The organism is Bacteroides sp. HPS0048 (assembly GCF_964240755.1).
Classification (GTDB): Bacteria; Bacteroidota; Bacteroidia; order Bacteroidales; family Bacteroidaceae; genus Bacteroides; species Bacteroides nordii.
In genome coordinates, this window is record NZ_CAXSVC010000044.1 from 1 (window position 1) to 20,936 (window position 20,936).

General features: G+C 40.9%; 20 protein-coding genes, 2 pseudogenes and 1 riboswitch. Of the genes and pseudogenes, 13 read left to right on the plus strand and 9 right to left on the minus strand.

Annotated elements, in window-relative coordinates; translation table 11 throughout:
• The 3 genes from rfbA to ACESQI_RS21880 all read right to left on the minus strand — a co-directional run.
• Window positions 1–758, minus strand: a 758-nt coding sequence (rfbA, locus tag ACESQI_RS21870; protein ID WP_373127136.1) for a glucose-1-phosphate thymidylyltransferase RfbA, incomplete at its 3' end; no start/stop codon positions are given.
• A 309-nt stretch (window positions 759–1,067) separates the two neighbouring features.
• The gene (locus ACESQI_RS21875; protein WP_373127155.1) at window positions 1,068–1,523 is read right to left on the minus strand and encodes a UpxZ family transcription anti-terminator antagonist; all 456 of its coding nucleotides are present in this window, start codon (window positions 1,521–1,523) and stop codon (window positions 1,068–1,070) included.
• Window positions 1,524–1,577: 54 nt separating this feature from the next.
• The gene (locus ACESQI_RS21880; protein ID WP_007486614.1) at window positions 1,578–2,093 is read right to left on the minus strand and encodes a UpxY family transcription antiterminator; all 516 of its coding nucleotides are present in this window, start codon (window positions 2,091–2,093) and stop codon (window positions 1,578–1,580) included.
• A 484-nt stretch (window positions 2,094–2,577) separates the two neighbouring features.
• Between ACESQI_RS21880 and ACESQI_RS21885 the strand changes: the two genes are divergently transcribed.
• The 7 genes from ACESQI_RS21885 to ACESQI_RS21915 all read left to right on the plus strand — a co-directional run bounded on the left by ACESQI_RS21885 (window position 2,578) and on the right by ACESQI_RS21915 (window position 11,045).
• On the plus strand, window positions 2,578–3,507 hold the full coding sequence (locus ACESQI_RS21885; RefSeq protein WP_373127138.1) for a DUF5106 domain-containing protein: 930 nt from the start codon (window positions 2,578–2,580) through the stop codon (window positions 3,505–3,507).
• Window positions 3,508–3,621: 114 nt separating this feature from the next.
• Window positions 3,622–3,831: riboswitch (cobalamin riboswitch) on the plus strand.
• A gap of 170 nt (window positions 3,832–4,001) precedes the next feature.
• Window positions 4,002–6,050, plus strand: coding sequence for a TonB-dependent receptor plug domain-containing protein (locus tag ACESQI_RS21890; protein ID WP_373127140.1), 2,049 nt, complete (start codon window positions 4,002–4,004; stop codon window positions 6,048–6,050).
• An 11-nt stretch (window positions 6,051–6,061) separates the two neighbouring features.
• Window positions 6,062–8,026 carry a YncE family protein gene (locus tag ACESQI_RS21895; RefSeq protein ID WP_007486609.1) on the plus strand — a complete coding sequence of 655 codons (1,965 nt, stop codon included), beginning with the start codon at window positions 6,062–6,064 and terminating at the stop codon, window positions 8,024–8,026.
• Window positions 8,027–8,065: 39 nt separating this feature from the next.
• Window positions 8,066–8,845: a DUF4465 domain-containing protein gene (locus ACESQI_RS21900; protein WP_044166627.1), complete on the plus strand. Its 780-nt coding sequence runs from the start codon at window positions 8,066–8,068 to the stop codon at window positions 8,843–8,845.
• Between the two features lie 170 nt (window positions 8,846–9,015).
• The gene (locus tag ACESQI_RS21905; RefSeq protein ID WP_007486607.1) at window positions 9,016–10,392 is read left to right on the plus strand and encodes a tryptophanase; all 1,377 of its coding nucleotides are present in this window, start codon (window positions 9,016–9,018) and stop codon (window positions 10,390–10,392) included.
• 115 nt (window positions 10,393–10,507) lie between these two features.
• Window positions 10,508–10,810: a GNAT family N-acetyltransferase gene (locus tag ACESQI_RS21910; RefSeq protein ID WP_007486606.1), complete on the plus strand. Its 303-nt coding sequence runs from the start codon at window positions 10,508–10,510 to the stop codon at window positions 10,808–10,810.
• A 13-nt stretch (window positions 10,811–10,823) separates the two neighbouring features.
• Entirely contained in the window at window positions 10,824–11,045 is a 222-nt protein-coding gene (locus tag ACESQI_RS21915; RefSeq protein ID WP_002561414.1) for a (4Fe-4S)-binding protein, read from the plus strand.
• A gap of 158 nt (window positions 11,046–11,203) precedes the next feature.
• Here the strand turns inward: ACESQI_RS21915 and ACESQI_RS21920 are convergent, their stop codons facing one another.
• The 5 genes from ACESQI_RS21920 to mutY form a co-directional block, all read right to left on the minus strand.
• Entirely contained in the window at window positions 11,204–12,100 is an 897-nt protein-coding gene (locus tag ACESQI_RS21920) for a M23 family metallopeptidase (RefSeq protein ID WP_373127143.1), read from the minus strand.
• An 18-nt stretch (window positions 12,101–12,118) separates the two neighbouring features.
• Window positions 12,119–12,748: a 4'-phosphopantetheinyl transferase superfamily protein gene (locus ACESQI_RS21925; RefSeq protein WP_007486604.1), complete on the minus strand. Its 630-nt coding sequence runs from the start codon at window positions 12,746–12,748 to the stop codon at window positions 12,119–12,121.
• A 2-nt stretch (window positions 12,749–12,750) separates the two neighbouring features.
• A complete protein-coding gene (locus ACESQI_RS21930; RefSeq protein ID WP_373127145.1) occupies window positions 12,751–14,094 on the minus strand; it encodes a gliding motility-associated protein GldE in 1,344 nt (447 codons plus the stop codon).
• 115 nt (window positions 14,095–14,209) lie between these two features.
• The gene (locus ACESQI_RS21935; RefSeq protein ID WP_007486602.1) at window positions 14,210–14,665 is read right to left on the minus strand and encodes a single-stranded DNA-binding protein; all 456 of its coding nucleotides are present in this window, start codon (window positions 14,663–14,665) and stop codon (window positions 14,210–14,212) included.
• A gap of 63 nt (window positions 14,666–14,728) precedes the next feature.
• Entirely contained in the window at window positions 14,729–15,769 is a 1,041-nt protein-coding gene (gene mutY, locus ACESQI_RS21940) for an A/G-specific adenine glycosylase (RefSeq protein WP_195448799.1), read from the minus strand.
• Window positions 15,770–16,035: 266 nt separating this feature from the next.
• Here mutY and ACESQI_RS21945 point away from each other — a divergent pair, with 266 nt between their 5' ends.
• The gene (locus tag ACESQI_RS21945) at window positions 16,036–16,311 is read left to right on the plus strand and encodes an HU family DNA-binding protein (protein ID WP_002561408.1); all 276 of its coding nucleotides are present in this window, start codon (window positions 16,036–16,038) and stop codon (window positions 16,309–16,311) included.
• 274 nt (window positions 16,312–16,585) lie between these two features.
• Window positions 16,586–18,160, plus strand: coding sequence for an Rne/Rng family ribonuclease (locus ACESQI_RS21950; RefSeq protein WP_002561407.1), 1,575 nt, complete (start codon window positions 16,586–16,588; stop codon window positions 18,158–18,160).
• A 118-nt stretch (window positions 18,161–18,278) separates the two neighbouring features.
• Here the strand turns inward: ACESQI_RS21950 and ACESQI_RS21955 are convergent, their stop codons facing one another.
• Window positions 18,279–18,500: a hypothetical protein gene (locus tag ACESQI_RS21955; protein WP_007486598.1), complete on the minus strand. Its 222-nt coding sequence runs from the start codon at window positions 18,498–18,500 to the stop codon at window positions 18,279–18,281.
• A gap of 292 nt (window positions 18,501–18,792) precedes the next feature.
• On the opposite strand from ACESQI_RS21955, the gene ACESQI_RS21960 reads away from it, so the two are divergent.
• From ACESQI_RS21960 to ACESQI_RS21975, 4 genes and pseudogenes are all read left to right on the plus strand, one after another.
• Complete coding sequence (locus ACESQI_RS21960) at window positions 18,793–19,608, plus strand: AraC family transcriptional regulator (protein WP_320908143.1); 816 nt, start codon at window positions 18,793–18,795, stop codon at window positions 19,606–19,608.
• Between the two features lie 120 nt (window positions 19,609–19,728).
• A pseudogene (locus ACESQI_RS21965) lies at window positions 19,729–19,983 on the plus strand (SDR family NAD(P)-dependent oxidoreductase); the annotation flags it as partial.
• Window positions 19,976–20,059: pseudogene (locus ACESQI_RS21970) on the plus strand (antibiotic biosynthesis monooxygenase); the annotation flags it as partial. The pseudogenes ACESQI_RS21965 and ACESQI_RS21970, both read left to right, overlap by 8 nt.
• An 11-nt stretch (window positions 20,060–20,070) precedes the next feature.
• The gene (locus ACESQI_RS21975) at window positions 20,071–20,886 is read left to right on the plus strand and encodes a carboxymuconolactone decarboxylase family protein (protein WP_373127149.1); all 816 of its coding nucleotides are present in this window, start codon (window positions 20,071–20,073) and stop codon (window positions 20,884–20,886) included.
• Window positions 20,887–20,936: the final 50 nt, after the last annotated feature.

A 20,936-nucleotide genomic window follows, 5' to 3' on the forward strand; every position in this document is an offset into this window, starting at 1 on the left:
CAGGCAACCTTCAATCCCTGGCGCTTCTCTATCACTTCGATAAAGGTACTGGCTTCCGAAAGGGAATCATGTGTACCTGTATCCAGCCATGCAAAACCACGACCTAACAACTGGACTTTCAGCTCTTCATCATTCAGAAATTCCTGATTCACGGTGGTTATTTCTAACTCTCCACGGGCAGATGGTTTGATATTTTTGGCCACCTCAACCACTTTATTGGGATAAAAATAGAGTCCGACTACGGCATAGTTACTTTTGGGATGAACCGGTTTTTCTTCAATGCTCAGTACATTCCCCTCCTTATCGAACTCGGCAACTCCGTAACGCTCCGGATCACTGACCCAGTAACCAAACACGGTTGCTTTCTGTTTTTCTTCGGCCAGACGAACAGACTCTTTCAACATCCGGGTAAAGCTTTGCCCATAGAAAATATTATCTCCCAATACCAGACAGACAGAATCATTACCGATGAATTCCTCACCGATGATAAATGCTTGTGCCAACCCATCGGGCGAAGGTTGCTCTGCATATTCAAAACGAACACCAAAGTCCGAACCGTCTCCTAATAGGCGCTGGAAACCCGGCAGATCATTAGGCGTGGAGATGATTAATATTTCGCGGATACCGGCAAGCATTAATACGGATATCGGATAGTAAATCATGGGCTTGTCGAAGATAGGCAACAGCTGTTTACTTACCCCTTTGGTGATAGGATACAGACGGGTGCCTGAACCGCCGGCTAATACAATTCCTTTCATAAAACCATCGATTGAAAATTAAGATTATTGGAAAATAAAATTTACAGAAAAAAGTAGTTCTATTAACTTCTCAATATAAACTCTGTCAAATTCAGAAAACTCTTATTCTTTTCTCTACGATAAACGCCTCATTTCTCTACGAGAATCGACCCGATCTCCGTAGAGTTTCTCTCTGTTCCTCGTAGAGAAAAATTAGTAAAACATAACTATTTAATAATCAAATCGTTACAACAAATCAACATTGTATATATTTTCCACCATTATTATATAACAAAATAGTTTATTGAAATACTAAATGAATACGAAATATTATAACCTACCATCTTCTAATTCTTTCAAAGCTTCCACTACCGTTCCTTCCTCCGAAGACAACTGCCGTCCACCTCCCCAACCATCAACAATACGCCGAATCTCTTCTATCAATTCTTCATCAAATACTTCATCATAACAAGAGAGTAACAAACGGCATTTCAATACAGAATCGTCCAAGTGATCCAAGACAATAAAAGCACGATCTAATATTCCCTGTATTTTTGCTTCTTTATTACTATCTGAGTACGCTGTGGCTCTATACCCCATCAACAACGTAAGGCAAAGCGAAGCCTCTTCCTCGTCCGTCTCTCCTTTTCTGTCAAAAAGAGATTCGGACAAGCGAAAAACTTCTGTGTTAAGTTGGCAAAAACGATCTGTATAGATGGGGGTACCATCAATACCCAGATACAATAATTCGTGAGAGATGCTTTGCAACTCCCGAACCTGGTTCATTAATTTATCCATTTACTTCGTAGTTAGAAATCAGTAGTAAGCAATTACTATTATTTATGAAAGGATGTGCAGATAACTTTTGGGGACTTTAATACTGGCAGTGAGAATGCCATTAATCCGGATCATCACATGTGTGCGATTGGCAATACTGACAAGTTCGCCCTCAACACCGCAAAGGTCTCCTTTGACAACCTGGACCTTAACTCCAACAGCAAAAGATTCATCATTCAATATTACACTTTCGGGAGAGAGATCCATAACGAACATGAAATCACGCATTTGCTTATCGGGAATAATGAGCAGGCTATTTGTCCGGAGATCCTTCATATAGAATAACTGAACATTATAATCTTTCGTTATAGACCAGGCACGATCTTTGGTAGCACGAACAAATATCAGATTCCTGATAACAGGTACTTCCACACGACGTTTGCGATACTTCAACTGACGAATCACAAACTGAGTGGGCATAAAGCACTCGACATTCAGTTTCTCCAAAGAATTACGGATCGCAAACTCCTGATCCTTACGGGTTCGGGCAGCAAACCAATATTCCTGTTGTTCAGACATTTATGATTTTAAAATTGGAGTGATTTAGTAACCTTCAGGTACGCTACGCGGCTTGGACGAGACATCTTACTCATTCAAGCCGAAAGAATTAAAAAAACTGTTTCAGACAGCAAACGGACAGAGATATAACTTTACTGAACGTTCTTTTTTAGACGGGGACAAAGGTAAAACGGATAAATGAAACAACAAAACATTTTTGATAATTTTATTTCGTTTCTCCATCGGTATGGATTCTTTGCCATTAAAGAATAGGTAATTAATACTATGTTAATTAGGTAATTAAGGGTATAATAAATACTATTTTAACACTGCGTTAAATACGTACTTTTAGTACACAAAAATAGGATAGTTGATAAAAAGCCTTCGAATTAACTAAAAAGGAATATTTAGTTATCATATAATAAAGTAAAGGACTTTCCCGGGCTTTTTTATTGCCCCGAAAGAATAATCATGTAAATTTGTAGCACAATAAAAATTCTGGAAAATGAAATATATAAAGTATCTTCCGATTGCTCTTATGCTATGTCTCTGTTCCTGCAAAAGTGGAAATGCAACTAGTCAGGCTACTGATATCCCACAAGACAGTATTAAAACATTCACCTTACCCGCTATCCCCGCTATGCTGAATACTCCGGAATTAAGGGCTGATTTTCTGGTACGCCATTATTGGGATAATGTCAACTTTGCAGATACTAACTATATTCATCATCCGGACATCACCGAACAAGCCTGGGCTGATTATTGCGACATTCTGAATCATGTACCCCTGAGAACAGCACAGGAGGTCATGAAAGAAACAATCCAGAAAACGGAAGTAGAAAGAAAGATGTTTGACCACATCACCGAATTAGCAGACAAATATCTCTACGATCCAAACTCACCGTTGCGAAATGAAGAGTTTTATATTCCGGTATTGGAAGCAATGGTAGCCTCTCCTATCCTGAGTGAAACTGAAAAGATTCGCCCACAGGCTCGATTGGAACTCGCACAAAAAAACCGTGTAGGTACAAAAGCACTTGACTTTACGTATACATTAGCATCGGGCGCACAAGGTACGCTCTATCAGATAAAATCCGACTATACCCTCCTATTCATCAACAATCCCAGTTGCCATGCCTGTACGGAAACAATAGAAGCATTGAAAAGTATTCCCATGGTAAGCGAATTGATAAAAAAGAAAAAATTAACCATTCTCTCTCTTTATCCTGACGAGGAACTGGATGAATGGAGAAAACACCGTAGTGAATTCCCTGCCGAATGGATTAACGGATACGATAAATCATTCACCATCAAAACAAAAAACCTCTACGACCTGAAAGCCATTCCAACCCTTTATCTACTGGATGCCAACAAAAAGGTATTACTGAAAGATGCTACAACACAGGCTATCTATGATAATTTGCCAATGCAATAATAATGTGCCAATGTGTTAATATGCCAATGTACCAATTGGCTGCGCTGCCACGCCGCATGGCAATTGGCACATTGGCATATTACCACATTATTTTTGTTATTCTGAATTTTCTTCCTATCTTTGCCGTGCATTGGTTCGCAACCTCTTCTTATTCGGAAGAATGCGATTAAAAGGGAATCAGGTGTAAATCCTGAACAGTCCCGCTGCTGTAAGTTCCAATGAATTATGTTATGAACAACTACCACTTTAGCCACTGGGGAAATCCTGGGAAGGCGTTCGTAACAGGAACAAGTCAGAAGACCTGCCATGCTATCTTTTTTCATTGCTTTCGAGGAAAAAGCGTTGAGTCTAATGAGCCGGATAAGTTCTATCCATCATTTCATTCACCACTCTGATTCAGAGAAAGTATATTTTTTTTAATAAACTCTGCCAAGTTTATTTATATGTCCGGCCGAAGGGATTTCGCCCGGACATTTTAATGCAAAACTAATGAGATGAACAAATTGAGACAGATCATTAAGTATAAACTCTGGGGTACAGTTGCCTGCTACCTTTTCTATATTCCTCTGCTTTCTGCGCAGCAGCAAAAAGTGGATACCACACATATTTATTCGATCCCCGAAGTGATTGTTGCCGACCGCTACCAGACACGGGAAATACGTTCGACAGCTCCCATACAAGTTTTTTCTAAAGAAGAACTTAAAAACCTGCATGCATTACAGGTTTCTGATGCAGTGAAACATTTCGCAGGAGTAACCATCAAAGATTACGGTGGTATTGGAGGACTGAAAACCATATCTCTACGTAGCCTGGGAGCACAGCATACAGCCATAGGATATGACGGTATTACTTTAACGGATTGTCAAACGGGACAAATTGATATCGGACGTTTCTCATTAGACAATGTAGACCGGTTATCGCTCAGCAATGGACAAAGCGACAACATATTCCAACCTGCACGCTTCTTTGCATCCGCAGGGTTACTGAATATCCAGACGTTGACTCCACGATTCAATGACAATAAAAAAACAAACATCAGTGGTTCTTTTAAAACCGGTTCGTGGGGGCTGATCAATCCTTCTCTAATGATAGAGCAAAAAATAAGTAAGAAATGGGCGTTCTCTGCCAATAGCGAATGGATGTCAGCAGATGGCCAATATCCTTTCACACTCTATTATGGTGATAAAAATGATATGACTTCCCGCGAGAAAAGAAAGAATACACAGGTGGAAAACTTACGTGCCGAAGCCGGGCTATTCGGAAACTTCTCTGCAACAGAGCAGTGGCGGATGAAAGCATATTACTATCAATCATCACGCGGATTGCCCAATGCCACTTCACTGTATTATGACTACGCGGCACAGCACTTATGGGATAAGAACGTTTTTGTGCAAAGCCAGTACAAAAAGGAATTTAACCGCCAATGGGTGTTCCAGACCTCAGCAAAATGGAACTGGAGCTACCAGCGTTATCTGGACCCTACTTACAATAACTCAGAAGGTAAACAGGATAACAGTTATTATCAGCAGGAATATTATCTGTCAGCATCGGCACTCTTCCGGGCGTTGGACAATCTTTCGTTTTCACTCTCTACAGACGGAAATATCAATACCCTTAATGCCAACCTGCACGAATTCGCCTATCCTACACGTTACTCATGGCTGACGGTAATAGCCGGAAAATACGTAAATGAATGGTTGACGCTTTCAGCTTCGGCACTCGCTACAGTGATTAATGAAAAAACTCAGCAAGGAGCCAGTGCAGGCAATCACCGTAAACTAACTCCCTATGTAAGTGCTTCATTCAAGCCTCTCAGCAGCGAGGAATTCCGAATTCGCTTTTTCTATAAGGACATTTTCCGCCTGCCCAACTTCAACGATTTATATTATGGCGAAGTAGGCAATATCGATTTACGCCCGGAGAATACCCGGCAATACAATATCGGCGTTACATATAACAGAGCTATCTCTGAGTTCCTCCCCTATCTCTCTGTAACCATAGATGCCTATTATAATAAGGTGTCGGACAAGATCATCGCTACCCCCACAAAAGATATCTTTGTGTGGAGCATGACCAATCTGGGAAAAGTAGAAATAAAAGGAGTGGATGTCACCGGAAACATAGTATTACAACCGATGGAGAAACTGCGTATCAATCTCTCCGGAAACTATACTTACCAGCGCGCATTAGATGTGACCGATCCGGTAAATGAACCTCAAAAAAGAACTTACAAGCACCAGATTGCTTATACGCCCCGTGTATCAGGTTCGGGACAAGCGGGAATAGAAACACCCTGGATTAATTTCTCGTACGCATTACTCTTTTCCGGGAAACGCTACACACAAGGAGAAAATATAAGTACGAACCGTCTGGATGGTTATAGCGATCATAGCCTTTCGGCAAGCCGTGATTTTAAAATCCGAAATATAAATACGTCACTCAGTTTAGAAGTACTCAATCTGTTGGATAAGAATTATGAAATCATCAAAAACTTCCCCATGCCGGGACGTTCGGTACGTGCTACACTGAAAGTTACCTATTAAATAACCTTATGATGAAATATAAATATCTCATATATCTGCTCTTCTCTCTGCTACTACATGCCTGTGATGACATGGTGGATCAGGACATACCCGGTGGAAACAGTAACGGAAATGTCATAGAAACCGGAACATCCGAGATGTATGTACTTAACGAAGGACTTTTCAATCTGAACAACAGTACTTTGATGCGTTACTCGTTTAAAGACAGCCGGATGGATATGAATTATTTCCGTAGCCTCAATCGTCGCGGACTGGGTGATACCGCCAATGACATGGCTATTTACGGAGAAAAGCTCTACATTGTAGTCAATGTTTCGAGTCAGATAGAGGTGATAGACTTACAATCGGGACTTTCACTAAAGCAGATTCCAATGCTAACGGAAAACGGAAGTTCACGGCAACCACGATTTATTACGTTCCACAAGGATAAGGCATATGTATGTTCGTATGACGGAACAGTAGCACGGATAGATACCACCTCACTAACTATTGAAGGTTATGCCAAAGTAGGACGAAACCCGGATGGCATCTGTGTACAGGGAGATAAGCTCTATGTATCCAATTCCGGAGGGCTCGACTGGGACGGAACCGGTGTGGACAATACGGTATCAGTGGTAAGTACGGAACCATTTGAAGAAATCAAAAAGATACAGGTGGGTCCCAACCCCGGTAAAATAGCAGCAGACGAATACGGACATGTGTATGTAGCTACACGCGGAGAGAAAATCAGTACAGGAGACTATAACTTTGTACAGATAAATACCACCACTGATGAAGTAGCACAAATCTACAACGAAAAAGTTATGAGTTTTGCCATCAATGACCAGCTTGCCTATTTGTATAACTTCAACTACGAGACACAGACTTCGCAGATAAAAGTATTCAATCTGCAAACAGGAACAACGCTGCGTGAAAACTTTATTGCAGACGGTACGGAAATACATACTCCTTACAGTATTTGTATCAATCCATACAGCGGGAATGTCTATATCACAGAAGCCTATAACTATCAGGTGAGAGGAGATGTACTCTGCTTCAATCCGCAAGGGGAACTACAATACCGCCTTCAAGGCGTAGGGCAAAATCCGAATGCAGTGGCCTTCTCTGACAAAAGTTCACAAAGTAGTGGCGGCGGTTCAACCGAAGATCCACGCGCTGCCGCTTTTGCTAATAAGGTATTGGAATATCGCCCGGCTCCGTCACAATACATGAATACCAGCACCACCGCTTACAAAGAAGGATTCACCTACGAACAGGTATTGGAATATGCTACCCAGCGGATACAGGATCGTCTTATGCTCTCATTAGGTGGATTCGGAGGAAATATCATAGTGGGATTCAAGCAGCCCATTCGCAATATAACAGGCGAGTACGATTTCAAAGTATATGGTAATGCTTCTTATAACATGTATGGCACAGGTACAGGTAAGCCGGGTGGCAGCGCTGAACCGGGCATTGTACTGGTGTCGAAAGATGTGAACGGTAACGGCCTGCCGGATGATAAATGGTACGAACTGGCAGGAAGTGAGTATGGCACAGATACGGAAACGCGTGGATATGAAATTACCTATCATCGCCCTCAAGTAGAAAACACAGATATACGATGGACGGATAATCAAGGAAAGGACGGATTCATTCTCCGAAATAGTTTCCACACGCAAGCCTCATACTATCCTGCATGGATAACAGAAAATGAAATAACCTTCCGGGGAACGCGCCTAAAAGACAATGCAGTGAATGAAAACGGTATGTGGATAGGTTATTGCTATACCTGGGGATATGCAGACAACCATCCGAACAGTACGGAAATGTCTAAGTTTAAAATAGACTGGGCCGTGGATGCCAATGGTAACAAAGTAGTGCTGGACGAAATAGATTTTGTGAAGATATATACCGCTATCAATCAGAATGCAGGGCCAATGGGAGAAATCTCCACAGAAATAATGACGGTGGAAGATTTACATTTCGACAATTAAATAAACTCAATTAATAAATTTTTAAATCAAGACAACAAAATGAAAAAACTATCTTTATTAATGCTGTTATCAGTATTTGTATTTTGGGGATGTAGTAATGACGATGACGAAGAGGTAAGACACATATTAAGTCTACCGGATTATGAAGCAGAGACTATTGATTTAGGGGATACACAACACCCTGTGGATACCTGGTCAACCAGTTATGACTATGAAGGACAAACCTATACTACCAACTATTTTCATACTCTTCTCACAGATAAAAGTAACATTTTTGAATTCGATTGTACCTCGTCCGATATTTATGGATTTGGTTCAGATGCATTTGCATTCACCAACTGTACATCCGGGAACTACAGTGCCGTAACTAAAAAAGGAGTAAACAACAACACCTACGTTGTTGTGGGTGCTTCCGGATACAAAGTAGGTTCCAATTCCGACACAGAGGTTTCCATTCGATTCAAAAATAGTAATAATACTAATTATAGTGTAAAAGGCCTATTCATTACCAATAGTGCATATGCCTATACCAGTATGACAGAAGGTACACCTCTCTACCATAACCAAGGTAAAGAAGACAAATTCGATACAACCGATTCATTCAAGTTAACTATCTACAATCTGGATAAGACAATGCACGTAGATTGCTATTTAGCAGAAGGAACTAACATTCTGACCGAATGGAAATGGATCAACCTTAGTGCATTAGGAGAAACAAAAGGTTTGAAATTCGCACTTACATCTACCAAAGAAGATGAATATGGTATGATGACTCCTGCTTATTTCTGTCTTGATGGTATCACCCTCATCGAAAAATAAAACAATCACTTCGGCATAATGCCGGTTGCATATCCTTAAAGTGCCTATTGCATTCACTCCAAATGCAACAGGCACTTTTTATTCCCCCACCCTATCAAAAAGTCAGTATTTTATTGCCCATATCAAAGTAAAACAGTAAATTAGGCGAGTAAAACCAAATATCTAAGGAAATGAAATTACCTTTTGCTGAATCATGGAAAATTAAAATGGTAGAGCCCATCCGCAAAAGCACCCGTCAGGAACGTGAGCAATGGATAAAAGAGGCACACTACAATGTATTCCAACTAAAAGCCGAACAAGTCTATATCGACCTCATCACTGACTCTGGTACCGGAGCTATGAGTGATCGCCAATGGGCAGGAATGATGTTAGGAGACGAGAGCTATGCCGGAGCTTCCTCATTCTTCAAGCTAAAAGACAAAATCACCCAGTTAACAGGATTCGAATATATTATTCCTACCCATCAGGGACGTGCTGCTGAAAATGTACTATTCTCTTATCTTGTACACGAAGGAGATATCGTACCGGGAAACTCACACTTCGATACCACCAAAGGTCATATAGAAGGACGTAAAGCCCTCGCACTGGATTGCACGATTGATGAAGCGAAGCAAACACAGCTGGAAATTCCCTTCAAAGGGAACGTGGATCCTGCCAAGTTAGAGAAAGCCTTACAGGAACATGCCGACCAAATTCCCTTTATCATAGTAACCATCACCAATAACACAGCCGGCGGACAGCCCGTTTCTATGCAAAACTTACGGGAAGTACGTGCTCTGGCCGACAAATACAATAAACCGGTACTTTTCGATTCAGCCCGCTTTGCCGAAAATGCCTACTTTATCAAAACGCGTGAAGAGGGATATGGCAATAAAACAATCAAAGAAATTACACGCGAAATGTTTGACTTAGCAGATGGCATGACCATGAGTGCCAAGAAAGACGGTATCGTAAATATGGGAGGCTTTATTGCCACCCGTCGTAAAGAATGGTATGAAGGAGCAAAAGGCTTCTGTGTACAATATGAGGGGTATCTTACATACGGAGGGATGAACGGAAGGGATATGAATGCGCTTGCTATCGGTCTGGATGAAAACACTGAATTCGATAATCTTGAAACACGCATCCATCAGGTACAATACCTCGCAAAGAAACTGGATGAATATGGTATCCCTTACCAACGTCCTGCCGGAGGACATGCCATCTTTGTAGATGCTCCGAAGGTACTGACCTGTGTACCGAAAGAAGAGTTTCCGGCGCAAACACTAACGATTGAATTATATCTGGAAGCCGGTATCCGTGGATGCGAAATAGGATATTTGCTGGCAGACCGTGATCCGATAACCCGACAGAATCGCTTCAACGGATTGGATCTGTTACGCCTTGCTATCCCCCGTCGTGTATATACTGACAATCATATGGATGTGATTGCCGCCGCATTAAAGAATGTATACGATCGCAGAGAAAGCATTACACGTGGAGTACATATTACGTGGGAAGCTCCATTAATGAGGCACTTCACTGTACAACTGGAAAGATTAGAATAAATAATGTGCCAATAGAATAATGTCCAATATGCTACTATGTTCAATAGAAGCAACAAACAAAAACTACGGATAATCTGTTTATTAGATATATATTAAACAATTAACGTAGAAAATTATGGCAGAAGATTATGAACTCATTGACAATGAAGAAAATCGAAGATACGAATTTCGCATTGATGGGCACATCGCCAAAATAGAATATATAAAGACCCCGAACGGAGAAATATACCTGACTCATACTGAAGTTCCACGAGCTCTGGGAGGTAAGGGAATAGGTTCTCAGTTAGTAGAGAAAGCACTTAAAGACATAGAACACAAAGACTTGCGTCTGGTGCCACTTTGTCCGTTCGTAGCCGGATATATTCACAAACATCCGGAATGGAGACGTATCGTAATGAAAGGTTTTCATATTCAATAAAAATTAAAAAAATATGGGAAAGAAAATAGAATATTCAAATGGTGAAATGACCATTATATGGCAACCTGAACTTTGCAAGCATGCAGGTATTTGTGTTAAAATGTTACCTAATGTATACCATCCCAAAGAAAGGCCGTGGATACAAATTGAAAACGCAGCCACAGAAGAGTTGATTGCACAGATCAAAAAATGCCCTTCGGGAGCATTAAGTTATAAAATGAATAAAGATAAATAGAAAAGGAAACGATATAGAAAGTCTGCTAAAGTAACTAATGTGTATTTTTAGAAACGCAGATTTACGCAAATTATCGCAAATCCAATTAACATTTGCGTAAATCTGAGTAAATCTGCGTTTTATGAATAGCTAATTTTACTTTCAGCAGACTCTGTCCTTTAATGCTTTTCCATATATTTTTTCTTCTCCTTCTTACTCATCTCCTGCATGATAATCTCTTGAGGGTGTTCTGAAACATAAAGCTCTCCAACAGCCGGTTTACCCGTCTTCCCCGGAGAAAGATAAAAACAGGGAACAAACGTGAACTTACGCATATCAGGACAATAGATACTAAAACGCAGATGTGAACCTCGTTCATAATTACTCCCGCCAATGATTCCAAGAGGTTGTCCGGGGATAACCTGATCTCCCGGAGAGACAAAAATACTATTATCACGAAACAAGATGTAACGGGCAAAAGTACCATCATCCTGGCATATCTCTACAAAATTCTCTTTTGCACTAAAACTCTTATGCTCTGCTTCTGAAGCTGAATTATCTTGTACTTCGGTTACTATGCCACGACGAGCAGCTACAATGGTATCTCCATCGGCAGTCTGAAATGAGATACCTGTAAGCCGGGATTTATCATCGCTGCCCAGAACCTTTTCCAAAGAGACCATGTGGTTCATACGTACCCGTTTGCCTTCTGTAAGCGGAAAGAGATATACAAAATTAGTATCCGTTTTAGCGTGCCAGTCGCCTTTAGTGATATTAGAGCGATAAGAGAAACCTATACCTACATTTTCTGTAACCGGCTTCAAGGTCAGTAATCGTGTTTTTCTACGAGAGAATGCGGTTGCCTTGTGGGTATCTCCTTCCTGAAGAGAGAGGGTACCACTCAAACGGGTAAAAGTCAAAGCAACCGTATAGGGAGTATATGATATGTTATCAGCATAGAAGGTCACTTCTCCTTTTCCCGAACGTTCGTAAGTAATCGTAACCGGACTATTCTGAGCTACAACCCAAATGGGCATCAGGAAAAGAATAGTACTTAAGCAGTATTTTAGTTTCATAGTATTCTGTTTTTATATTTAATCAATCTGCCAGGTCATCACAAACTCAGGATGAATCAGATAATGAATCCGGAAGTTACGCTGTTGCTCCGTTCTATATTCATGAGCCAGAAAGACGCCTTGCTGTTCTGTTGTAAAAGGTTCGATATGCAGATGTTCCCGAAAGTCTACTTCGGGAGTATTCATACACTTGAACATGACTTCTTTGGCTGACCAATGCAACAGAAGGCTCCAGGTATCATCTTCCCCATAGGGAACGAACTGTTCGTCCTCCCGCATATACTTATGCGCCACTTTATGTACACGCCGGCTATATTGTTCAATATCAATGCCTACCGGCTTTTCTTCACTCAAGATAACAGCTACGTAACCTTTAGTATGTGAGATACTGATAAAATAAGAGTTATCTGCCAGATAAGGTTTTCCACTCGGTTCGTAGCACACCTCTTTATGCATACCCAACAAGCGGAATAGTAGCGCACGAACAGAAAGCCACTCTTGTTTACGGTGCGGAGCATTAAAACGTTGCAGTTCCTCTTCGTAATACGCTCTCTCCGGAAGTAAACCAAGTAAAACATCTATCGGTTCCTCCATCTTCCAGATTCCCCATTGGAAAGAAGGTTCTCTATGCTGCAGAAATAATGCCATAATTATGCATCCTCTTCTGTTTGAGGTTGATTGATGATAAATTTAACTTTCAGAATGCGACGATTATCCATCTCAAGTACTTCAAACTCATAGTTCAGATAAGAAACCTTTTCATGAAGTACAGGGAACTCCCCTTTTATCTCAAGTAAAAGCCCCGCTAATGTATCAGCATCACCGGACACTCTTTCAAAATCATCTTCATCAAGTTTTGTGATCTTATAGAAATCACTCAATTGGGTCTTGGCCTCAAAAACCCATGTATGATCATTCAGCACAGCATAAGTACGCTCTTCGTCATCATATTCATCATGAATCTCACCTACAATCTCTTCGATAATATCCTCCATTGTTACAATGCCGGAGGTTCCTCCAAACTCATCAACTACAATGGCAATATGTATCTTATTAGCTTGAAAATCACGTAAAAGATCATCTATCATCTTTGTCTCAGGTACAAAGTAAGCCGGACGAATCAGAGACTGCCAACGAAAATTATCACCCTTGTTGACATGAGGTAAAAGATCTTTTATATAAAGCACTCCCTTTATGTTATCACGAGAACCGGAATAAATAGGAATACGCGAATAAGCATTATCTACAATACACTTCATCACGTCCTTAAACGAAGTACGTATGTCAAGGTCTACCACGTCCAGACGGGAAGTCATCACCTCCTTTGCTGTCTCACCTCCAAAGCGAATGATACCTTCGAGTATGTTGTTTTCCTCAGAAAGTTCGGCTTTATCAGTCAGTTCCAATGCCTGTGAGAGTTCGTCAACCGAGATATTATGATTCTTACGCGTAAAATGTTTATTCAAAAAAGTAGTAGAACGTACCAGAACAGCAGAAATCGGACTAAATACTTTGCGCAACAGATAAATGCCCGGAGCGGCAAAACGACAAAAAGCCAATGTCTTCTGTGCCGAATAGATCTTTGGCATAATCTCGCCAAAAAGTAACAACAGAAAAGTTAGGATTACTGTTAATATCAAAAACTCCGCAACAGGTGAATGAAAGATAAAGACATTCATGAAAAAGAAATTGCAGAGCATAATTATCGTCACATTAACAAAATTATTGGTGATCAGTACAGTTGCCAGCAAGCTCTCTGAATTTCCAAGCAAACTACTGATTTTCTCATCCGAGGGATGATTACGTGACTCTATTTCATTGAGGTCGGAAGGAGATAATGAAAAAAAAGCTATTTCTGATGCAGAAGCAAAACCGGAGGCGAGCAAAAGCACACCCGCCAAAATAATAGCTACAATTGCCGAAAAGGAAGGTTGGTTTACGGTTATACCGTTAAAAATGTCTGCCAAATGGCATAAATAAGCGTCTGGGTCCAAAATCCTGGGTTTTAGTTAAACAATTATTTAGTTGACAATGGACAATTGATAATTGACAGTTATGATACAGCATGATGTGCAACCAACTGTCAATTATCAATTATCAACTGTCAATTTAGAACGGCAAATCATCTGCCGGATTATTCTGTATAGGGTTAGCTTGCGATTGCTGTGGCTGCACAGTTGGTGCACCCTGCTGAGCTGCCGGAGTATATGAAGAAGCACCCGGTGCAGTATTCTTAGGAGTCAACATCTCCATATTATCCACGAATATTTCTGTAATATACCGCTTGGCACCTGTCTGATCATCATAAGAACGGCTTCTTATTTTTCCTTCAATATAAAGCTTATCACCTTTGTGAACATATTTCTCTGCCGTTTCTGCCAGTCCACGCCACAACACAAGATTGTGCCATTCTGTTCTTTCGGGCACTTGTGTTCCGTTAGCCAAAGTATATGCACGGTCGGTAGTAGCTAAAGGGAAAGTTGCCACAGCAATACCTGTATCCAGATATCTAACTTCCGGGTCTTTACCAACATTTCCTAACAATATCACTTTATTTACTGACATATCATTCTATATTTATATTATTTTGTGCCAAAATTAAATAGAAATACAACACAAAACAAGTTTTTATACATATTTCTCAAGGAAGGCGTGTATCAATTTGGGGACGGCATATTGCTCTAACTCATCAATCCTCACTTTCTGGTAAGAAGAGAAGGAAGCAGTCTCTTCCGGCAAGCTAACTTCATAGAAATTAGCATAAAGCACCCGGTGAGACAGCACATGTTTCACATCCCGGCAGACCAAACGAACCTTAGGAACTTCTCCTCCAACAAATAATTCAGTGAATTCCGGAAGAGCCAGTAACGCCTCTTCTGTAATAGATTCTGCTGTTTCTATCAACGGCAATTCAAAGAGATTTTTCCAGATATCATTTTCCGTCCGTTTATTAATAAAAGTATATGCACCCGCACGTACATATATGTAATTGAGATAACGGTTTGTGGTCTTTGTCTTATGTTGTTTTACAGGAAGCTGCTGGACTTTCCCTTTCGCCAGTGCCATACAACTATCGGCCAATGGACAAAACAGGCAGGCGGGAGTTTGCGGAGTACATTGTATCGCCCCGAAATCCATAATAGCCTGATTATAAACAGCCGGCTGAGCCTTATCCAACAATTCATCAGCCAACGAAGCAAATAGCTTTTTCCCTTCCGTAGAGTCTATAGCAGTCTCAATCCCAAGATAACGCGACAATACCCGATATACATTACCATCAACCACCGCATAAGGCATATTATAAGCAAAGGAACAAATGGCAGCTGCCGTATACTCTCCTACCCCCTTCAAGCCCAGTACTCCAGAATATGTTTTAGGAAATACCCCATTCATACTACGGGCAGCAGCGTGAAGATTACGTGCACGGGAATAATATCCCAGTCCCTGCCAGAACTTCATCACCTCATCTTCATCAGCTTCGGCAAGTGTCCTCACATCAGGGAAGCGTTCAATAAAACGCACAAAATAATCATACCCTTGTACAACCCTTGTCTGTTGCAAAATGATTTCAGAAATCCATATCAGGTAAGGATCCGAAGACTCCCTCCAGGGTAACTCACGTTTATGTTCGTGATACCAGTTTATTAGTGTTTCGCTGAAGTTATTCATTAAAATAATGTATTAATATAGCAACGTAAAAAATACGTTATTTGCCTTATTAATGCACCTCATAGCCAACCAATACATTGGCATATTGGTACATCAGAACCGCAATTCGTATGCAAAAGTAGCTCTTTTTAAATCTAACAAAACTTAAGGAAGAGACTTTTTTATAAAATTGTTCAGAATATATTTTTTTGAGAGCTTAAAAAGCTATATATTTGCAGTCCAAAAAATTAGAAAGAACATAGTAATAATATTTTTTTTAAGGAAAAATGACTAAAGCAGATATTGTAAACGAAATTGCAAAGAACACCGGAATTGACAAAGTAGCAGTATTGACAACTGTTGAAGCGTTTATGGACGCAGTAAAAGATTCTTTGGCGAAAGATGAGAATGTTTACCTTCGTGGATTTGGTAGCTTCGTAGTAAAGAAAAGAGCTCAGAAAACAGCTCGTAATATTTCTAAAAATACTACAATTATTATTCCAGAACATAATATTCCGGCATTTAAGCCTGCGAAGACATTTACAATCGCGGTAAAGAAATAATAAACAAGAGTATTAACCATAAAATTTTGAAGCTATGCCAAGCGGAAAGAAGAAAAAAAGACATAAAATGTCTACGCACAAGCGTAAAAAAAGACTAAGAAAGAACAGACATAAAAGCAAAAAGTAATTTTTAGTCTGTATCGGACAGAAATAAAGAACAAACTTGTGAAGCAAATGTCTTTCGAGTTTGTTCTTTGTTTAAATGCCCGATTCCAATGAACAAGAGCTCAATTTATTTGTTCATTTTTTAAAAATAAATAATTAGGAAACAATTGTGACAAGCGAACTAGTAGTAGACGTACAACCCAAAGAGGTCTCCATCGCCCTGCTCGAGGACAAGAGCCTGGTGGAACTTCAAAGTGAAGGAAGAAACATTTCCTTTTCTGTGGGTAATATGTATTTGGGCCGCGTCAAGAAATTGATGCCCGGACTAAATGCCTGCTTTGTAGATGTTGGTTACGAGAAAGATGCTTTCCTTCATTATTTAGACCTGGGTCCTCAATTCAATTCACTCGAAAAGTTCGTAAAACAAACTTTAAGCGATAAGAAAAAACTCAACTCCATTTCTAAAGCAACCCTGCTTCCCGATCTTGATAAAGATGGCACAGTAGCCAACACATTAAAGGTAGGACAAGAAGTAGTGGTGCAGATCGTAAAGGAACCTATCTCCACCAAAGGACCAAGATTAACTTCCGAACTTTCATTTGCAGGAAGATATCTGGTATTAATTCCTTTCAATGATAAGGTTTCTGTTTCACAAAAAATTAAATCGAGCGAAGAGCGTGCACGCCTCAAGCAATTGTTAATGAGCATCAAACCGAAAAACTTCGGTGTCATTGTTCGTACTGTAGCCGAAGGGAAACGCGTTGCTGAACTCGACGGAGAGCTTAAAGTATTGATTAAACACTGGGAAGACGCAATCACCAAGGTACAGAAAGCTACCAAGTTCCCGACGTTGATTTATGAGGAGACAAGCCGTGCCGTAGGGCTGTTGCGTGATCTCTTTAACCCTTCTTTTGAAAACATCTACGTCAACAATGAAGCGGTATACAACGAAATAAAAGATTACGTCACTCTCATTGCCCCCGACCGGGCAGAGATCGTAAAGCTGTACAAGGGGCAGCTTCCCATTTATGACAATTTCGGTATCACCAAGCAGATCAAGTCATCTTTTGGTAAAACTATTTCTTACAAGAGTGGTGCCTACCTGATTATTGAGCACACTGAGGCGCTTCACGTGGTAGACGTGAACAGCGGTAACCGCACCAAGAATGCCAACGGGCAGGAAGGTAACGCACTCGAAGTAAATCTGGGAGCCGCTGATGAGCTGGCACGCCAATTGCGACTAAGAGATATGGGTGGTATCATTGTTGTAGACTTCATTGATATGAATGAAGCCGAAAACCGTCAAAAGCTTTACGAACGTATGTGTGCCAATATGCAAAAAGACAGGGCACGCCACAATATTCTGCCGCTCAGCAAATTCGGTCTGATGCAGATTACCCGGCAACGTGTACGTCCCGCTATGGACGTAAACACGATGGAAACCTGCCCTACCTGCTTTGGCAAAGGAACTATCAAGTCGTCCATCCTATTCACGGACACTCTGGAGAGTAAAATTGATTATCTGGTCAATAAACTGAAGATAAAGAAATTCTCGTTACACATCCATCCGTATATCGCTGCATACATCAATCAGGGACTCGTTTCTCTGAAACGCAAATGGCAGATGAAGTATGGATTTGGTATTAAGATTATTCCGAGTCAAAAACTCGCTTTTCTGGAATACGTATTCTACGATTCCCATGGAGAAGAGATTGACATGAAGGAAGAAATCGAGATTAAGTAAAAGATAAAGGCGACGCGGAAAACGAGTCGCCTTTTCTTTTGGATAACAAAACAAATAAATATGCTACTTCACGAGAAGATATAAAAAAATCAATAAATACTTTATACCTTCACTATAGTCAATATATCTTTTTATATTTCGAAATCTGATATTGATTAGTATCGCCAACAATAATAGAATCGACATGATATAAAGACGTACTCTGCCCTTCATTAAGTAAATAGAAGAAAGCACTCTCAGGAAGGCAGATCATATCAAGTTCCTTTATCGAATCGCCCAAAGTGCTCTTATCACTCAATATCATAAGTACTTCATTCGGACGAACTAAATCTGATTCCATCCGCGTTATTTGTACTCATAATAAAATAGATTGGATTGGAATCTTCCGACATCTTTTTTATATCGCCCCAATTGTCTATATCAGGATTTATTCCACCCGAATGCACAATCTCCCAAAAGTGCGGCATCCACTCTGTCTGGATATAGCTATAAGCTCCTTTGAAATCAGCAAAGAAAAATGATGGAAACATCATCCTATTGCCACAATATACAAAATTATCAATAAAATGAGCTTTACAACAAAGTATAAGAGAATATTAATTCCTATTTTTGCAAAAAATAAAAGGACTAATATGGAACGACTGAATGTATTCGATTGCTCAAATGTACTGATAGCGAGTTATTTCACCGATGACTTGGGATGTGCCCACGAAAACCGGGAACACACGCTCATTTACTTGTGTTCCGGTGAACTGGAAATTGAAGAACGCGGACAAAAAACAGTTCTGCATCCGGGCGAGTGCGCCTTTATGAGACGGGATAACTGGATGTGGTTGCAAAAACATGCCAATAAGGACAATCCCTATCGTTCCATTGTATTGAAATTCACGAGACCTTTTTTGAGGGAGTTTTATCAAACACTCGACAAAAATGATATTCCTGTGGAATCAAAACGCGAGAAAGTGAGCCTGCGCGTACTGCCGAACAACCGACCAGACATCCGTAGCCTGTTCGAGTCGGTCGTCCCTTATTTCGATTCGGGAATAAAACCATCCGATGACGTACTGAAACTGAAGATGATCGAGGGAATTTATGTTTTGCTCAATACGGACAGAAATCTCTATGCCTCTCTATTCGACTTCGTCGATCCGTGGAAAATAGACATTGTCGACTATCTGAACGAAAACTATATGCATGACCTTTCGATGGAAGAGATCGCCGGTTACACGGGACGCAGCCTGGCGACATTCAAACGCGACTTTGCCAAAATAAGCGAACTTACTCCGCAGAAATGGATCATCAGGCGACGTTTGGAGGTGGCGCACGATTTGATAAAATCAGGTAAGAAGAAAGTTACGGAAGCCTGTTTCGATGTCGGTTTCAAGAATCTTTCGCATTTCTCTAAAGTCTATAAAGAAACATACGGTTATGCCCCCAGTATGATTTGAACCGGATATAACCGGAAAAATTTCGAGATGAACTTCATAACAAAATAAATTGAGCCTCGCAGCAAAGTCGCTGTGAGGCTCTTCGTTTACCTTTGCATCAGAATATTAAAACAAAGTATCATGGAAACAATGAGAGATAAAGTGGTAATGATTACCGGTGCGGCAGCAGGTATCGGTCTTGCCTGCGCCGAAGCATTTGCTAAAGAGGGTGCAACGACAATTTTAGTCGATATCAACAAGCCGGAAGCACAAGCCCGTAAACTGATGAATGAAGGATATCAGATGATCGCCTATGGTTGCGATGTGTCGAACACGCAGGCAGTGAAAGAGATGGTCGATTGGATTGTCGCAACTTATAGTCGTTTGGACGCTGCACATGATCAAAAGACTGCCCCTATCGGACCAGACGCCGCTCAATCCGTCCAACAGAATCAATAACTTCATTCAATAAACGAAACGATTATGAATAAACTTCTTTTATTTTCAGTATTCAGTATTTTAACACTTAATGTTATGGCACAAGAAAAGATAGTACAGACAGCAGGGCGCAACCAATTAGGAGAGTTCGCCCCAAAATTCGCGGAACTCAACGATGATGTCCTCTTCGGCGAGGTATGGAGCCGCACTGACAAACTCGGCCTGCGCGACCGCAGTTTAGTAACAATTACATCACTCATCAGTCAGGGTATCACAGACAGTTCGTTGACATTCCACCTCCAGTCGGCGAAAAACAATGGTATCACCCGAACGGAGATTTCTGAAATTATCACGCACATAGGCTTTTATGCGGGATGGCCCAAAGCATGGGTGGCTTTCCGATTGGCAAAAGAGGTGTGGGCCGAAGATACGACGGGCAACGATGCGAAAGCAGTATTCCAGCACGAGATGATTTTTCCTATCGGCGAACCGAACACGGCATACGCACAGTATTTCATCGGTAACAGCTACCTCGCACCGATCTCACGAGAACAGGTGAACATCTCCAACGTCACGTTCGAACCGCGTTGCCGCAACAACTGGCATATTCACAAGGCATCAAAAGGCGGTGGTCAGATGCTTATCGGCGTAGCCGGTCGCGGTTGGTACCAAGAAGAGGGTAAGCCAGCAGTAGAGATTCTTCCCGGGACAGTCATTCATATACCTGCGGGCGTGAAACACTGGCACGGAGCAGCTGCTGACAGTTGGTTCGCACATCTTGCATTCGAAGTTCCCGGCGAGAATACATCCAATGAATGGCTCGAACCTGTGACCGACGAACAGTACGACAAGCTTAAATAAATTCGGCAGGATATGAAAACCAACCGACTGCCCATCCAATAGTAGTTTTC

What these genes read in the sequence shown, in the direction of transcription:
- ACESQI_RS21890 (WP_373127140.1), top strand. Translation starts at nt 4,002, where the DNA reads ATGAACAAATTGAGACAGATCATTAAGTATAAACTCTGGGGTACAGTT.
- mutY (WP_195448799.1), bottom strand. Translation starts at nt 15,769, where the DNA reads ATGAATAACTTCAGCGAAACACTAATAAACTGGTATCACGAACATAAA.
- ACESQI_RS21945 (WP_002561408.1), top strand. Translation starts at nt 16,036, where the DNA reads ATGACTAAAGCAGATATTGTAAACGAAATTGCAAAGAACACCGGAATT.
- ACESQI_RS21960 (WP_320908143.1), top strand. Translation starts at nt 18,793, where the DNA reads ATGGAACGACTGAATGTATTCGATTGCTCAAATGTACTGATAGCGAGT.
- ACESQI_RS21910 (WP_007486606.1), top strand. Translation starts at nt 10,508, where the DNA reads ATGGCAGAAGATTATGAACTCATTGACAATGAAGAAAATCGAAGATAC.
- ACESQI_RS21885 (WP_373127138.1), top strand. Translation starts at nt 2,578, where the DNA reads ATGAAATATATAAAGTATCTTCCGATTGCTCTTATGCTATGTCTCTGT.
- ACESQI_RS21975 (WP_373127149.1), top strand. Translation starts at nt 20,071, where the DNA reads ATGAATAAACTTCTTTTATTTTCAGTATTCAGTATTTTAACACTTAAT.
- ACESQI_RS21935 (WP_007486602.1), bottom strand. Translation starts at nt 14,665, where the DNA reads ATGTCAGTAAATAAAGTGATATTGTTAGGAAATGTTGGTAAAGACCCG.
- ACESQI_RS21880 (WP_007486614.1), bottom strand. Translation starts at nt 2,093, where the DNA reads ATGTCTGAACAACAGGAATATTGGTTTGCTGCCCGAACCCGTAAGGAT.
- ACESQI_RS21915 (WP_002561414.1), top strand. Translation starts at nt 10,824, where the DNA reads ATGGGAAAGAAAATAGAATATTCAAATGGTGAAATGACCATTATATGG.
- ACESQI_RS21900 (WP_044166627.1), top strand. Translation starts at nt 8,066, where the DNA reads ATGAAAAAACTATCTTTATTAATGCTGTTATCAGTATTTGTATTTTGG.
- ACESQI_RS21955 (WP_007486598.1), bottom strand. Translation starts at nt 18,500, where the DNA reads ATGGAATCAGATTTAGTTCGTCCGAATGAAGTACTTATGATATTGAGT.
- ACESQI_RS21895 (WP_007486609.1), top strand. Translation starts at nt 6,062, where the DNA reads ATGAAATATAAATATCTCATATATCTGCTCTTCTCTCTGCTACTACAT.
- ACESQI_RS21925 (WP_007486604.1), bottom strand. Translation starts at nt 12,748, where the DNA reads ATGGCATTATTTCTGCAGCATAGAGAACCTTCTTTCCAATGGGGAATC.
- ACESQI_RS21905 (WP_007486607.1), top strand. Translation starts at nt 9,016, where the DNA reads ATGAAATTACCTTTTGCTGAATCATGGAAAATTAAAATGGTAGAGCCC.
- ACESQI_RS21875 (WP_373127155.1), bottom strand. Translation starts at nt 1,523, where the DNA reads ATGAACCAGGTTCGGGAGTTGCAAAGCATCTCTCACGAATTATTGTAT.
- ACESQI_RS21920 (WP_373127143.1), bottom strand. Translation starts at nt 12,100, where the DNA reads ATGAAACTAAAATACTGCTTAAGTACTATTCTTTTCCTGATGCCCATT.